The following is a 13,682-nucleotide window of genomic DNA, read 5'->3' as shown; positions in this document are numbered from 1 at the left end:
TCAAATTCCTTCGCCGGCAAGCTCTTCCGAAATTGCCGCGACCTGGTCCTGAGCGCTGCGCATCATCGGATAGATGGTAAGCACCTTCTGCCAGGCTTCGAGCGCCGATTGCTTGTGGCCGGTGGCGGCCATGATCTGGGCCAGGCCCGAAAGCGCGCCGAAATGGCGTGGTTCCAGCTGCAGCGTCTGGTCGATGTCGGACATCGATTTCCCGAAATTCTTCATCATGTAATGGACGGTGGCGCGCCGGTTCCAGCCTTCGGCATATTTTGGCTGCAGGATGACGACCTGGTCGAGGAAGTCGAGGGCGACGTCGAACTTCTGGTCGTCCATCGCCTTTTGCGACCATTGCATCATCAGGTCGATCGAGGCGCTGCCGGACTGGAACCATTCGCCCCAGATGCGCCCGGCGATGCGCTCGGCCGCCTTTTCGTTGCGCTCGCGCTTCAGCTCGGCAAACAGTTGGTCGAGCCTGGCTTCCCTGGTCAGGGCAACCGGCGGCTTTGCCGGCGGATCGTCCGCCGACGCCGGAGCGACGCCGAAAAGAAAGAGGGTGGCCAAAAATGCAAAAAGAATCCGCATCGCCGGAATCTAACCCCGGACGGCGGATCGTCAAACTGAAATTAGCGTGAAAGTGCCTGGAACCAGGCAATTACCATCGTATGGACGGAGGCAACGAGCCTCCGGCCGAACACTCAGCCCTGGCGCGCCTTGTAGCGTGGAGCGGTCTTGTTGATGATGTAGACGCGGCCCTTGCGGCGAACCAGCTGGTTGTCGCGGTGACGCGCCTTCAGCGCCTTGAGCGAATTCTTGATCTTCATGGTCTTGCCCGTCGGTCTGGGCCCTGTCCGGGCCGAATTATTAAGGCGCGCCTGAAAAGCGCGCCTTTGAACTTGCGGTGGCTCATAAACGAGGAGCCTTGCCCGTGTCAACCGCAAGCGTGCTGGATAGAGGCCGAGAATGGCTTTGGCCATCAAATATCCGCCATCTCGGCTCCACGCCATTGCGCGGCCGAAGGCGGGCTGGAATGGTGCGGCACCCGCAAGCCGATTTGGAGACCTCTATGCGCCTGTTGTTTGTGTCCGCGAGCCTTGCCGTTATGGCAGCCGCCTCCATCGCGCAGGCGCAGGAATGCGACCGCAACGACGACAGCCAGCAGATGATGAACATCTGCGCCGGCGAGGACTATCGGGCCGCCGATGCCAAGCTCAACCAGGCCTACAAGGATCTCGTCGGTCGCAACGACGACAAGGGCAGGAAGCTGCTGCAGGTCGCGCAACGCGCCTGGATCGCCTTCCGCGACGCCGAATGCGCCTACACGACGACAGACAGCGAGGGCGGCTCCATCCATCCGATGGAGGTTTCACAATGCCTGACCGAACTGACGGACCAGCGCATCAAACAGCTCACCGCGGGCGCCAATTGTAGGGAAGGCGATGCGAGTTGCGCCAGCCCCGACGAAGACGGGGATCTGAACGACGAGCTGCAATAGGGCTCGAGCCACGCCCTCGCGCAAAGTGCCGGAATGGCTTAGCTACGGCGGCTGATGCGCGTGAAATGGCCCATCTTGCGGCCTGGGCGCGCTTCCGCCTTGCCGTAGAGATGCAGCATCAGATCGGGCTCGGCGAGCAAAGCGGGTACGCGCAGCACATCGTCGCCGATCAGGTTTTCCATGATGCAGTTTGAATGCCGGCCAGGGTTGCCCAGCGGCAGGCCGGCAATGGCGCGGATATGCTGCTCGAACTGCGAAACGATGCCGGCGGCTTCCGTCCAGTGGCCGGAATTGTGCACGCGCGGCGCCATTTCGTTGGCCAGCAGCGTGCCATCGGCAAGAACGAAGAACTCGACGCCGATGACGCCGACATAGTCGAGGGCCGCCAGGATTTTCGCTGCCGACCCCTGTGCCGTCGCCGCCGTCTCCAGCCTGATCTGGGCCGGCAGGGTCGAGGTATGCAGGATGCCGTCGCGGTGGACGTTCTCAGCCGGATCGTAGGCGGCGACCGCGCCGTCCAACCCGCGCGCGGCGATGACCGAGATTTCGCGCTCGAAAGCGACGAAGGATTCGAGGATCAGCGGCACATTGCCCATGGTCTCGCATGTGCCGGCAAAGCCGCCCGTCTCCATGTTGCGGAAGACGCGCTGGCCCTTGCCGTCATAGCCCATGCGGCGGGTTTTCAAGATGCCGCTGCCACCGAACTCTCTCAGCGCCGCCGTCAGCTCGTCGTCATTGTCGACGGAGCGGAAATCCGCTGTCCTGATGCCGATGCCGTTCAGGAATAGCTTCTCCGCCACCCTATCCTGGGCAACTTCCAGCGCTCGCGGCGGCGGATAAACCGGGACCTTGGAAGCAAGTGCGCCGGCGGCCGCCACCGGCACATTCTCGAATTCGTAGGTGACGACGGCGCTGACTGCCGCCAGTTCGGCAAGGGCGTCCGCATCGTCATAGGCGGCGGTGATCTGGCGGTTGGCGACCTGAGCCGCCGGGCAATCGGCCTGCGGTTCGAGGATAATTGTGCGGTAGCCGAGGCGCGCTGCGGCAACAGCCAGCATGCGGCCGAGCTGGCCGCCGCCGATGATGCCGATGCTCGATCCCGCGGGCAGGCTCACGGCGCATCCGTCGGTTCGGTGGCGACCCTGGCGGTTTGGGCGGTGCGCCAGGCATCCAGGCGGGCGGCAAGTTCTTCGTCGTTCAGCGCCAGCACGGCGGCCGCCAGAAGGGCGGCGTTGGCCGCACCCGCCTTGCCGATGGCAAGCGTGCCGACCGGAATGCCGGCCGGCATCTGGACGATGGAGAGCAGCGAATCCTGGCCTGACAGCGCCTTCGATTCGACCGGTACGCCGAACACCGGCAGCGGCGTCATCGCCGCCGTCATGCCGGGCAGGTGGGCGGCGCCGCCGGCGCCGGCGATGATCACCTTGAAGCCGGCCGCCTTGGCGCCCTTGGCGAAATCATAGAGGCGGTCCGGGGTGCGGTGGGCGGAGACGATCAGCCGCTTGTGCGGAATGCCCAGCGCCTCCAGCGTTTCGGCGGCGTGGCGCATCGTCGCCCAGTCGGACTGGCTGCCCATGATGATGGCGACGTCGGCGCGGTGGTCGGTCAAGCGCATGCTCCCGGCGGTAATGGCGCGCCTTAGCGGAATTCGGGCTGGCCCGCAAGGATGGCGGCCGCCGCAGCCTAGTCCGGCCAGCGCAGGGCGCCGGATGAATCCTTTCGCGGCTGTCTCATCGCATCCGCCGGCCTGTCGGCCGCGGTGAGCACGGCGCGGAGGCGTTCGGCGACGATCTCGGCCTCGCCTGGGTGCAGATTGCAGGGGTCGAGGAAGAAATGGCCACGCTCGACCTCGTGATTGCGCACGATGATGGGCGGCGATCCGGCCGCCAATGCCGAGGCGAGGCCGGCGGCACTGAAGCGGCTTTCGGGGGAGACGAAGATCTGCAGCCGGTCGAGCGGATTGGCGGTCGGGTCGGGAATGATGTTTGCGACGATGCCGGGTATTCCCTGCAGCGAATCCCTCCATAGATTGAGCGCCGCTTCCTCGCGTCGGCGGATGCCGGCATGGTCGCGCTTTTCCCAGGCTTCGAGCGCCGCCATGGTGCCGGCGATGCTTTCCTTGCCGACCTTCATGGCGCGGGCGACGCCGCGGTTTTGCAGATAGGCGGCGCGGACGAGATCCTTGCGGCCGGCGACGATTCCGCTGGTCGGCCCCGAAAGGAATTTGTGGCCGCTGTAGACGACGATGTCGGCGCCGCGCGCCAGGAAGCTGCGCAGGTCATATTCGGAAGCCGCATCGACGATCACCGGCACGCCCCTGGCGTGGCAGATATCGCAGAATTCCTCCAGGGAAAGCATGCCGTATTGCACGGTGTGGTGCGCCACGACGTAGAGCGCCGCCGCCGTGCGCTCATTGATCGCCTCGCGCACGTGATAATCCTGGGTGACGCTGACGGTACCGGCTGAAATGACCTTGGCGCCGGCGACGCGGATCGACTGGTCGATCGGCGCGCCGTAATTGACGATATGGCCAAGCTGGATGACGACTTCGGACTTCAGGCCTTCGGTGTCGTCGGGCAGCCGTTCGATCGCCAGCAAATTGGTGCCGGTCATCGCCCCGGCGATCGCCATTGTGATGCCTGAGGCGCAGCAGGCGGTGATGAAGCCGGCCTCGCCGCCGGTGAGGCGGGCGGTGATCACGCTTGCGGCGCGCTGCAGATCGTCCATCTCCACCCACTGCGAGGCGATCTCGGCCATGGCGCTGATCGCCTCGGGAACGATGATCGAGGCGCCGAGCGTCGTCATCGTGCCGGAGACGTTGATGATCGGCCTCAGTCCCAGTCGTTCGCGGATCGTGGTGTTGGAGCCGGTGTCGGAATAGGTTTTCATGTTCAGCAATCCCTTGACTGTCAGGCGGCGATCTCGACGACCGCTTCGATTTCGACGGTGATGTTTCCAGGCAGCGAGCCGACCCCGATCGCCGAGCGGGCATGGCCGCCGATCTTGTCGAAGACGCTGGCGAACAGGTCCGAGCAGCCATTGACCACTTTCGGGTGGTCGCTGAAGGTCGGCGTCGCATTGACGAAGCCGAGCAATTTGACGACGCGCACGATGCGGCCGAGATCGCCGGCGGCGGCGTGCATGACGGCGAGCAGGTTGAGGCCGGTGAGGCGGGCATGCTCATAGGCCTGCTCGACGGTGACGTCCTCGCCGACCTTGCCGGTGCACAGCGTGCCGTCGGCGCGCAGCGGCCCTTGACCCGAAAGAAAGATCAGCCGGCCGCTTTCCGCATGGGTGACGAAATTGGCGATCGGTGTCGGCGGCTCGGGCAGCGTCAGGCCGAGTTCGGCGAGCCGGATGTAAGGCGTCATGGAAGAATTCTCCTTGGGCCGGCCTGTTGTTTTACGCAATTCCAGGGGAAAGCGCTTCGCGCTTTTCCCGGGAAAACCGCTTACACTTCTCCTGGAATTGCTTTGGGCCGCCCATGTCAGAAATGGGAGGCGCGGAAGCGCGCCAGGAAAGAGCGGAGGCGCTCATTGGTGGTCTCTTCGGCAAGGATCTCCTTCGGCGGGCCAACAGCGCTGACACCGCCATCGGCCATGAAGACAATGCGGCTCGAAGCGTCGCGGGCGAAGGCCATCTCGTGCGTGACCATCACCATGGTCATGCCGTCTTCGGCCAGGCTGCGCACAACGGCCAGCACCTCGCCGACCAATTCGGGATCGAGCGCGGAGGTGATCTCGTCGAGCAGCAGGATCTTCGGCTCCATGGCGACTGCCCGCGCTATGCCGACGCGCTGCTGCTGGCCCCCGGAGAGTTCCGCCGGCAGGCTGTCGGCCTTGTGGGCCAGGCCGACGCGGCTCAGCCAATGCTCGGCGATCTGGCGCGCCTCGGCCTTGCTCTTGCCGCGCACCTTGGTGAGGCCGAGCATGATGTTGCCGGCGGCGGTGAGGTGCGGAAACAGGTTGAAGCTCTGGAACACCATGCCGGTTTCGGCGCGCATATTGGCAAGGTCGCGCTCGCTGCGCCGCTGGCGCGCGCCGGCCTCACGAAAACCGACCTCCTTGCCGTCGATTCGGATCGAGCCTGAGTCGTAGCTTTCGAGAAAGTTGACGCAGCGCAGCAGGGTGGTCTTGCCGCTGCCGGAAGGGCCGATGACGGTGACCACCTCGCCCCTGTCCACCTTGAGGCTGACCGAGCGAAGCACCTCGACCGAACCAAAGGCTTTCGAGACCCCGGCAATGTCGAGAAGGGCAGCATTGTCGTTCGAGCTTGTGGCCATCGTGCTAGTCCCGGATGAAGGCAAAGCGCCGTTCCAGCCGCCGGCTGGCGTAGGAAAGCGCATAGTTGACGGCGAAATAGATCAAGGCGCCGAGGATGTAGAGCGGCATCGCCTCATAGGTGCGGCCGATGACCTGGTTGATCGCCTGCATCAGGTCGGTGATGCCGAGCAGCGAGACTAGGGCGCTGCCCTTGACCGCATCGGTGACGCCGTTGATCCAGGGCGGCAGGAAGCGCCGGAAGGCCTGCGGAAAGATGACGTAGGTGAGCCGCTGGCGAAAAGTCAGCCCAATGGCCATCGCCGCTTCTGACTGGCCCTTGGGAATAGAGCCGACGGCGCCCCGGAGATACTCAATGACCTGCGCCGTCTTGAACAAGGTCAGCGCCAGCACCGCCGCCGAGAAGGATTGCAGATGCAGGCCGATGGCCGGCAGGCCGTAATAGACGAAGAACATCAGCACCAGGATCGGGATGCCGCGGATGGTGTCGGAGAAGATGCGCACGGCCCAGCGCAGCGGCGCCGGGCCGTAGACCAGGCCGACGCCGAGCGCGACGCCGGCAATCAGCGACAGCACCACGACCAGCAGCGACACCCACAAAGTGATGGCGAAGCCCTGGGCGAGGAACGGTACGGCGTAGAGGATCTGGCTCAGCATGTCAGCGCGCAGCCCTGAACCGGCGTTCGACCAGCCGCAGTCCGAACAGCAGGGTGTAACCGGTCACCAGATACATCGCCGTCGTCACCAGATAGACCTCGACGATGCGGAAGGTGTTGAAGTTGATCCACTGGGCGCCGAAGGTGAGCTCGGGCACCGAGATCACCGAGGCGATCGACGTGTCCTTGAACAGCGAGATGAAGGTGTTGGACAGCGCCGGCAGCGTGATGCGCAGCATGGTCGGCAGGCGCACATGAACCAGCCGCTGCCAGGGCGTCAGGCCGATGGCTTTGCCGGCATCGAGCTGGCCGCGCGGCACGGCTTCCAGGCCGGAGCGGAACACCTCGACCAGATAGGCGCCGCTATAGACCGACAGCGTCAGCACGAACGAGGTCGGCGCGTCGTAGGCGACGTCGATCACCGTCGGCAGGCCGTAGAAGACGAGATAGACGAGCAGGATCAGCGGCACGTTGCGGATGAATTCGACGTAAGCCGCAATGATGGCGCGCACCACGCGTCCGGCCGAGACATACCAGACCGCCAGCATCAGGCCGATGACGACGCCGATGGCAATCGAAATCACGGCAAGCTCGAGGCTGAGCAGAAGGCCGCCCCACAGCTTGTCGAAATGCCGCCAGATCAGGTTGAAGTTGAGCGTATAGCCCATGCGTCTCCCGCAATAACCAAGGGGATGCGAACTAGAAGGCGGAAGGGCTAACCCTTCCGCCAGCGCTTGTCAGACAACCGGGAAACCCGGATGGCGGGCCGGCGGCTCCTGGCCGAAATAGTCCTTGAAGGCGGCGTCGTAGAGTGCGGTCTCATGGCCGAACATAGCGATGGTGAAGGTCTGGTTGACGAACGTCAGCCAGTCCAGGTCGCCCTGCCTGACGGCCGCGCCGTAGAGCATCGAGTACCAGCTCTTGCCGGCATCGAAATATTTGTCGGGGTTGCGCGAGGCCAGCCAGCGCACGGTTGAAAGATCGACAGCGGCGGCATCGGCGCGTTTCGATTCCAGTGCCTGCAGCACATTGGCCTGGGTGTCGATCTGCAGCACCTGCGCCTCCGGCAGGGCGTAATGGACCGAGCTTTCGGCATCGACATTCTGCAGGATCGAGATGCGCGTCGCCGAACCACCGGCGAGCAGCTTGTCGAAGGTCTTGTTTTCCGCCGTCGGCAGCGTCAGCAGGGCGACGCCCTCGACATAGTATGGCCTGGAGAAGTGGATCAGCTGCGAGCGCTGCGCGGTCATGGTCATGAACTGGATGGTAATGTCGACCTTGTTGGTGGTGACATTGGGGATGCGCTGCGCCGGATCCTGCATGACGAACTCGACCTTGCTCGGATCGTCGAACAGACCCTTGGCCAGGATGCGGCCCATGGTGATGTCCATGCCGACTAGCTCGCCGGGATCGTTTTCGAAATGCCATGGCGCGTTGGTGCTGCCGGTGCCGACGATCAGCTTGCCGCGGTCAAGCGCGGTGCGCAGAACGCTGTCGGATGCGGCTTGTGCCGCCGCCTTTTCGGCGCTGACAGCGGTCATCACGCCCGCCGTTGCAAGCCCGGCCATGCCCAGTTTCAGAAAATCTCGCTTGGATGCGTCGTTCACTGCGACCTCCTGTTGTTTGAGTTCCCCTACAGACACACGTGTCGCCGACCTGAATTGTCTCTTACAATAGACATATGTATCCTATACAAGACAGATACTAACATCAGGAATCAGTTATGCAAGACAGCAATGGACTCACGGATCGGGCGGAGCTTGGTCCAGCCGAGAGCCCGACGCCCGACAAGACCTCCGGCTCGCGCGAGAAGGGCCTCAACCGGGTGCTGGAGATCCTGGACTTCCTGCATGTTACGCAGCGCGCCATCGGCATTGGCGATCTCGCCAAGGGGGTGAATGCGCCGCGCTCCACCACCTATACGCTGGTGCGTTCGCTGGTCGATGCGGGTCTCCTGGAGATGGAGGGCGACGGCAACCGGGTCTATTTCGGCAAGAAGCTCTACCTCTATGGAATGGACTATGTCAGGGGCAACGACCTGCTTAGGCGGGGCCGGCAGGAGGTCGACAATCTGTCGCGCGAGACCGGCGAGACCTCCGAATTGTGCATGCTGCAAAGCGGGCGCTATACCATCGTCCATTCCAGCCCCGGCACCAGGCCGTTCCGCATCAGCTCGGCCACCGGCCTGCAGATCCCGCTGCCATGGACGGCATCGGGGCGGCTGCTTCTGGCCGGATTGGAAAGGGCCGCCATCCAGGACATGGTCTCGGAAGACGACCTTTTGCTGCCGGACGGCCGCAGGCTGCAGTTCGACGACTTCATTGCCGATATCGCGACGGCCAGAACGACCGGCTATTGCATCACTTCGGGGCTGGTCGACGCCTACACCAAATGCCTGGCCGCCCCTGTCTTCGCGGCCGCCGGCAAGGTCGAGGCGACGATGTGCCTGGTGGTGCCGATCGACACTTCAGCGGAGAAGACCGACGAATTGCTGACGTTGCTGCGCCATCGCGCGGCGCGGCTGTCGATAGCGGGGTGAGCAGTTAGGCCCCGAGGCCGTCGGCTAAGCGATGATGTCCGGAATGATCTTGTCTTCCAGCGCCATCAGCCGGTCCTTGAGGAAAAGCTTCTTCTTCTTCATGCGCTGGATCTGCAAGGGGTCGCAGCCCATGGCGATCATCGCATTGATGGCCGCGTCGAAATCGGCATGCTCCTGCTTCAGGCGGGAAAATTCGAGGCGGACATCGGCCTTTTCCTGGTCGGACATTCTCTACCGTCTGCATGTCTGCGGCGCCCGGCAATGGGCATGATTGGGCGGGGGCGGCATCAATTGCCGCCGGCGCGCAGCCAATATCACATATCACATTGTCGTGGAATGCTACCACGCAGCATTCGACATCGCAGCCGGATGGTGGCAGACTGTCATGGTGCCGTCACAGATGCGACCTGCGGTGGACGTGCCTTTGACGGCTGCAATCGAGGAAACCATGAAAGGGAGAACCAATCATGTCTCTTGCATCCCATCTTGATGAGTTGCAGCGGAAACACGGTGATATCGAACGCGAGATCGACGATGCGATGAACCATCCATCGGTCGACGACCTCGAAATCGTGAATCTGAAGCGACGCAAGCTGGCACTCAAGGACGAGATTGAAAAACTGAAGGCGAAACCGACGAGACACTGACGCCCTTCCAGGATTAGACGCGCCGCCTTGGCGCGTGACTATCGCTCCGGTGGCAACATGCCGCCGGAGGCCTGTTTTTGCTACTGATTCCGATACTGTTGGCCGGCGAAACCCGTCTGTGGGGTCGCCGCGCTGCTGCGATTTGGCGGCTCTGCTTGTCTGTCGCCATTGACAAGCCATCTTTGCTCCTCCACCTCATGCCCGAACCTCAGCGCTATGCGCTGATAGCTGATTGAGCGTGCGTCGACGTGGACGTGTGTCGCTCGGGTGATCAAGAGGCTGCCGGCATGACCGGGTATTTTTCCTCCCCCTTTGCGCGCCGGACATCGGTCGGCGTCGATGTCGGCGGCGTGGTCGTCGGCGGCGGCGCGCCGGTCGTCGTGCAGTCGATGACCAACACCGACACGGCCGATATCGACCAGACCGTCGCGCAGGTTGCGGCTTTGCATCGCGCTGGCTCCGAGATCGTGCGCATCACCGTCGATCGTGACGAGAGCGCCGCCGCCGTGCCGCGCATCCGCGAACGGCTCGAGCGGCTCGGCATCAATGTGCCGCTGGTCGGCGACTTCCACTATATCGGCCACAAGCTGCTGGCCGACCATCCAGCCTGCGCCGAGGCGCTGGCCAAATACCGCATCAATCCCGGCAATGTCGGCTTCAAGGACAAGAAGGACCGCCAGTTCGCAGCGATCGTCGAAATGGCGATCAGATACGACAAGCCGGTGCGCATCGGCGTCAATTGGGGGTCGCTCGATCAGGAGTTGCTCACCCGGCTGATGGACGAGAACCAGCGCCAAGGCTTCCCGCTGACGGCGCAGGAAGTAACCCGCGAGGCGATCGTGCAGTCGGCCATCCTGTCGGCCGAAATGGCCGAAGAGATAGGCCTCGCCCGCGAAAAGATCATCCTGTCGGCCAAGGTCAGCGGCGTGCAGGATTTGATCGCGGTCTACACCGAGCTTGCCACGCGTTCCAACCATGCGCTCCATCTTGGCCTCACCGAAGCCGGCATGGGATCCAAGGGCATCGTCGCCTCGTCGGCTGCCATGGGCATCCTCTTGCAGCAAGGCATTGGCGACACCATCCGCATCTCGCTGACGCCGGAGCCGAATGGCGATCGCACGCGTGAGGTGCAGGTCTCGCAGGAACTGCTGCAGACCATGGGCTTCCGTCAGTTCGTGCCGATCGTCGCCGCTTGCCCCGGCTGCGGCCGCACGACATCCACCGTGTTCCAGGAACTCGCCCAGAACATCCAGGCCGATTTGCGCAAGAACATGCCGGTCTGGCGGGAGAAATATCCCGGCGTCGAGAACCTCAAGGTCGCGGTGATGGGCTGCATCGTCAACGGCCCCGGCGAATCCAAGCACGCCGATATCGGCATATCGCTGCCCGGCACCGGCGAGACGCCGACCGCACCCGTCTTCGTCGACGGCAAGAAGTCGGCGACGCTGCGCGGTCCGTCGATCGCCGCCGATTTCGAAAAAATGGTTGCCGACTATATCGAGCAGCGGTTTGGACAGCACGGCAAAGCCGCGGCCGAATGAGCCATGCGGGGGCTGCTCAAAGCCGGTGTGATCCTGCTCTGCGGGCTGGGTGTCGGACAGGCACTTGCCGATCCACCGCAATCGCGCTCGGCGGCGAAACGATTGATCGGCCGTGTCTGTGACCTGATCGAGACGCATGCCGAGCGGAACGGTCTGCCGAAGGATTACTTCGCCCGGCTGATCTGGAAAGAAAGCCGCTTCGATCCCAATGCGGTTAGCCCGGTCGGTGCCGAAGGCATCGCCCAGTTCATGCCGGGCACCGCCAAGATGCGCGGGCTGGCCGATCCTTTCGACATCGAGCAGGCGATCCCGGCTTCGGCGAAATATCTCGCCGAAATGAAGACCGGCTTCGGCAATCTCGGCCTGGCGGCGGCTGCCTACAATGCCGGCGAGAGCCGCGTTTCGCGCTGGCTGGGTTCCGGCGGTTTCCTGCCGATGGAGACCGAGAGCTACGTCTTCGACATCATGGGCGAACCGGCCGACAAGTTCTCCGACAGCGCCTACGCCGGAACGATCGAGCCGCTCGACGGGAAAACCAGCTTTGCCGTCGCCTGCCGCAAGCTGCCGGTGATCATGTCGAGAACCGTGGCGATGGCGTCGATCAATGTGAAGCCATGGGGCGTCCAGGTGGCCGGCAATTTCCGCAGGGGAGCTGCGATCAATCAGTGGCTGCGGGTCAGGAGCCGGTTTCCGGCGCTGCTTTCCGGTCGTGACCCGGTGGTCAGCCGGGTGCGCACGCCGATCGGCCGACGCGGCATCTACGCCGTCAGGATCGGCGTCGACGACCGTGCCGCCGCAAACGTCATCTGCCAGAAACTGCAAAGCGTCGGCGGCGCCTGTATCGTCGTGCGCAACCGATAGGCCGAGGGGGCGACAGGACGGCCAAAATCGTCCTGCTCAATGGCGTCGGCAGCGCCGGCAAAAGCTCGATCGCCAGGGCGCTGCAAACGATCGCCACCGAGCCCTTCCTGCATGTCCAGATGGATGCTTTCATCGACATGCTGCCGCCGGCGCTGTACTGGAAGCGCGCGAGGCCGCGCGCGCCGACAGGCTGCCCGGCCTGGCGCGCTGGCAATATGGACGCGTCCACAACGGCATAGACTACGACCTCCAAGTCGACACCAGCCAGCTGATGCCGCTTGAATGCGCCCGTCGCATCCAGGAAAGATTCCGACTATAGTGCCCGGTGTTCTTTTGTTGCAATCATAGCTCTTCCAATCGCCCAAAAGCGATAGTCACCCGTCATGTGCAGGGTCGTGGCGATTAAATATTAATGAGCCCTGCTGTAGCAAAAGAGGTCGATATCTCGACGAGAGCTTTTGCGATCGTCAAAAAGGCGGGGCATGGGGGCGGTGGCAAATTTCCTTAGACGCGTTGTAAGTGAACTTGAAACGCCGCGCGCCAAACGGCCGTTCGGTTCTGGCTGGCTGTCCGGCTCGATCGGCTTGCTTGCCGGGGTCACCGCCCTGCTGATGGTCATCGTGCTGCGCTACCCGTCGCTTACATCGATGCCGGATCTGGCCCCCATCCACCAGATGCTGTTCTTCAAGCCGGCGCTCTATTTCGTCCTCATCTCCGGCTATATCCTGGCGATCCTCAGCATGACGCTGCGCAGGCAAAAGACGCTCGGCGCGGCAGCCATGTTCACTGTGCTGCTGGCGTCGCTGGTCGGCATGCTTCCTGTGCGACATCAACTGCACATCGAAGGGGTGTTCTTCGGGCTTGATTTCTTCATCCTGAACGCCCTGTTCATGGGTGTGCTGTTCGTTCCGCTCGAACGTCTTTTCGCGCGCAACAAGGATCAGACCGTGTTCCGCGACGAATGGCGCGAGGACCTGTTCTACTATCTGGTCTCGTCGCTGCTGGTGCAGATTTTGACCTACCTGACCTTGGCGCCGTCCAACTTCGTCAATGCACAGGGCGCCCTTGGTTCGGTGCGCGCCTGGGTCCACGGCTTGCCGTGGCTGGTGCAACTGCTGGCGGTAATGTTCCTGACCGACTTTGCCCAGTATTGGGTGCATCGGGCCTTTCATCGCATTCCCTGGCTGTGGAAGTTCCATGCCGTGCACCATTCCGCCAAGTCGATGGACTGGATTGCCGGTGCGCGCATGCATTTCCTGGAAATCATCATGCTGCGCAGCCTGACGGCAACCCCGATGTTCGTGCTGGGGTTCGATGAATCGGCTATCCAGACGTATATTTTGATCGTCTACGTCTATTCGTCTTTCATCCATTCCAACATCGGGACCAGTTTCGGTCCAGTCGAAAAGATGCTGGTGTCGCCGCGTTACCACCACTGGCATCACGGCCTCGAGAAAGAAGCGATCGACGTAAATTTCGCCATCCATTTCCCGCTGCTCGACCGGCTGTTCGGTACCCACCATATGCCCGAAGGGCGCTGGCCGAACGGCTACGGCATTCACGGACATCCCGTTCCGAACGGATACTGGCAGCAATTCCTCTATCCCTTCCGGCGCGGCTAGACTGGAGTCCTTCGCAAAGCGCGCGTGTCACCGCGCCTGGCGAG

At 63.1% G+C, this 13,682-nt stretch carries 18 protein-coding genes and 1 pseudogene; 8 read left to right on the top strand and 11 right to left on the bottom strand.

What is annotated here, in order from left to right:
- Positions 1–582: a tetratricopeptide repeat protein gene (locus NKJ58_RS20715; protein WP_023684032.1), complete on the bottom strand. Its 582-nt coding sequence runs from the start codon at positions 580–582 to the stop codon at positions 1–3.
- Between the two features lie 113 nt (positions 583–695).
- Positions 696–821 carry a type B 50S ribosomal protein L36 gene (gene ykgO, locus NKJ58_RS20710; RefSeq protein WP_006327841.1) on the bottom strand — a complete coding sequence of 42 codons (126 nt, stop codon included), beginning with the start codon at positions 819–821 and terminating at the stop codon, positions 696–698.
- 242 nt (positions 822–1,063) lie between these two features.
- Here ykgO and NKJ58_RS20705 point away from each other — a divergent pair, with 242 nt between their 5' ends.
- Positions 1,064–1,492, top strand: coding sequence for a lysozyme inhibitor LprI family protein (locus tag NKJ58_RS20705; protein WP_023684031.1), 429 nt, complete (start codon positions 1,064–1,066; stop codon positions 1,490–1,492).
- Between the two features lie 38 nt (positions 1,493–1,530).
- Here the strand turns inward: NKJ58_RS20705 and NKJ58_RS20700 are convergent, their stop codons facing one another.
- From NKJ58_RS20700 to NKJ58_RS20665, 8 genes are all read right to left on the bottom strand, one after another.
- Entirely contained in the window at positions 1,531–2,607 is a 1,077-nt protein-coding gene (locus NKJ58_RS20700) for a 5-(carboxyamino)imidazole ribonucleotide synthase (RefSeq protein WP_023684030.1), read from the bottom strand.
- Positions 2,604–3,101, bottom strand: coding sequence for a 5-(carboxyamino)imidazole ribonucleotide mutase (gene purE, locus NKJ58_RS20695; RefSeq protein WP_023684029.1), 498 nt, complete (start codon positions 3,099–3,101; stop codon positions 2,604–2,606). The genes NKJ58_RS20700 and purE overlap by 4 nt, the downstream gene beginning before the upstream one ends.
- A gap of 74 nt (positions 3,102–3,175) precedes the next feature.
- The gene (locus tag NKJ58_RS20690; protein WP_352519846.1) at positions 3,176–4,381 is read right to left on the bottom strand and encodes an aminotransferase class V-fold PLP-dependent enzyme; all 1,206 of its coding nucleotides are present in this window, start codon (positions 4,379–4,381) and stop codon (positions 3,176–3,178) included.
- A 20-nt stretch (positions 4,382–4,401) separates the two neighbouring features.
- Positions 4,402–4,863: a RidA family protein gene (locus NKJ58_RS20685; RefSeq protein WP_023673109.1), complete on the bottom strand. Its 462-nt coding sequence runs from the start codon at positions 4,861–4,863 to the stop codon at positions 4,402–4,404.
- Between the two features lie 116 nt (positions 4,864–4,979).
- Positions 4,980–5,774, bottom strand: a complete 795-nt coding sequence (locus NKJ58_RS20680) for an amino acid ABC transporter ATP-binding protein (protein WP_023673108.1) — start codon at positions 5,772–5,774, stop codon at positions 4,980–4,982.
- Positions 5,775–5,778: 4 nt separating this feature from the next.
- On the bottom strand, positions 5,779–6,429 hold the full coding sequence (locus NKJ58_RS20675; RefSeq protein ID WP_023684027.1) for an amino acid ABC transporter permease: 651 nt from the start codon (positions 6,427–6,429) through the stop codon (positions 5,779–5,781).
- A 1-nt stretch (position 6,430) separates the two neighbouring features.
- Complete coding sequence (locus tag NKJ58_RS20670) at positions 6,431–7,096, bottom strand: amino acid ABC transporter permease (protein WP_023673106.1); 666 nt, start codon at positions 7,094–7,096, stop codon at positions 6,431–6,433.
- 69 nt (positions 7,097–7,165) lie between these two features.
- Entirely contained in the window at positions 7,166–7,996 is an 831-nt protein-coding gene (locus NKJ58_RS20665; protein ID WP_352519851.1) for a transporter substrate-binding protein, read from the bottom strand.
- A 155-nt stretch (positions 7,997–8,151) separates the two neighbouring features.
- On the opposite strand from NKJ58_RS20665, the gene NKJ58_RS20660 reads away from it, so the two are divergent.
- The gene (locus NKJ58_RS20660) at positions 8,152–8,967 is read left to right on the top strand and encodes an IclR family transcriptional regulator (protein WP_023684025.1); all 816 of its coding nucleotides are present in this window, start codon (positions 8,152–8,154) and stop codon (positions 8,965–8,967) included.
- A 24-nt stretch (positions 8,968–8,991) separates the two neighbouring features.
- Here NKJ58_RS20660 and NKJ58_RS20655 read toward each other — a convergent pair whose 3' ends face one another.
- On the bottom strand, positions 8,992–9,195 hold the full coding sequence (locus tag NKJ58_RS20655; RefSeq protein ID WP_023673103.1) for a YdcH family protein: 204 nt from the start codon (positions 9,193–9,195) through the stop codon (positions 8,992–8,994).
- A 239-nt stretch (positions 9,196–9,434) separates the two neighbouring features.
- On the opposite strand from NKJ58_RS20655, the gene NKJ58_RS20650 reads away from it, so the two are divergent.
- The 6 genes and pseudogenes from NKJ58_RS20650 to NKJ58_RS20625 all read left to right on the top strand — a co-directional run bounded on the left by NKJ58_RS20650 (position 9,435) and on the right by NKJ58_RS20625 (position 13,638).
- Positions 9,435–9,614 (top strand): YdcH family protein, encoded by a 180-nt coding sequence (locus NKJ58_RS20650; RefSeq protein ID WP_023684024.1) that lies wholly within the window; start codon positions 9,435–9,437, stop codon positions 9,612–9,614.
- Between the two features lie 287 nt (positions 9,615–9,901).
- Entirely contained in the window at positions 9,902–11,155 is a 1,254-nt protein-coding gene (ispG, locus tag NKJ58_RS20645) for a flavodoxin-dependent (E)-4-hydroxy-3-methylbut-2-enyl-diphosphate synthase (protein WP_352519845.1), read from the top strand.
- 3 nt (positions 11,156–11,158) lie between these two features.
- On the top strand, positions 11,159–12,016 hold the full coding sequence (locus NKJ58_RS20640; RefSeq protein ID WP_023752883.1) for a lytic transglycosylase domain-containing protein: 858 nt from the start codon (positions 11,159–11,161) through the stop codon (positions 12,014–12,016).
- Positions 11,962–12,105, top strand: a pseudogene (locus tag NKJ58_RS31510) (phosphotransferase-like protein); the annotation flags it as partial. The gene NKJ58_RS20640 and the pseudogene NKJ58_RS31510, both read left to right, overlap by 55 nt.
- 68 nt (positions 12,106–12,173) lie before the next feature.
- Positions 12,174–12,335: a phosphotransferase-like protein gene (locus NKJ58_RS20630; protein WP_460222898.1), complete on the top strand. Its 162-nt coding sequence runs from the start codon at positions 12,174–12,176 to the stop codon at positions 12,333–12,335.
- A gap of 163 nt (positions 12,336–12,498) precedes the next feature.
- Positions 12,499–13,638 carry a sterol desaturase family protein gene (locus NKJ58_RS20625; protein WP_502902324.1) on the top strand — a complete coding sequence of 380 codons (1,140 nt, stop codon included), beginning with the start codon at positions 12,499–12,501 and terminating at the stop codon, positions 13,636–13,638.
- Positions 13,639–13,682 lie beyond the last annotated feature (44 nt).

The organism is Mesorhizobium sp. M0139 (genome assembly GCF_040322455.1).
Classification (GTDB): domain Bacteria; phylum Pseudomonadota; class Alphaproteobacteria; order Rhizobiales; family Rhizobiaceae; genus Mesorhizobium.
Note: the sequence above shows the minus strand (reverse complement) of the source record. Positions and strands in the feature narration are given on the sequence as shown.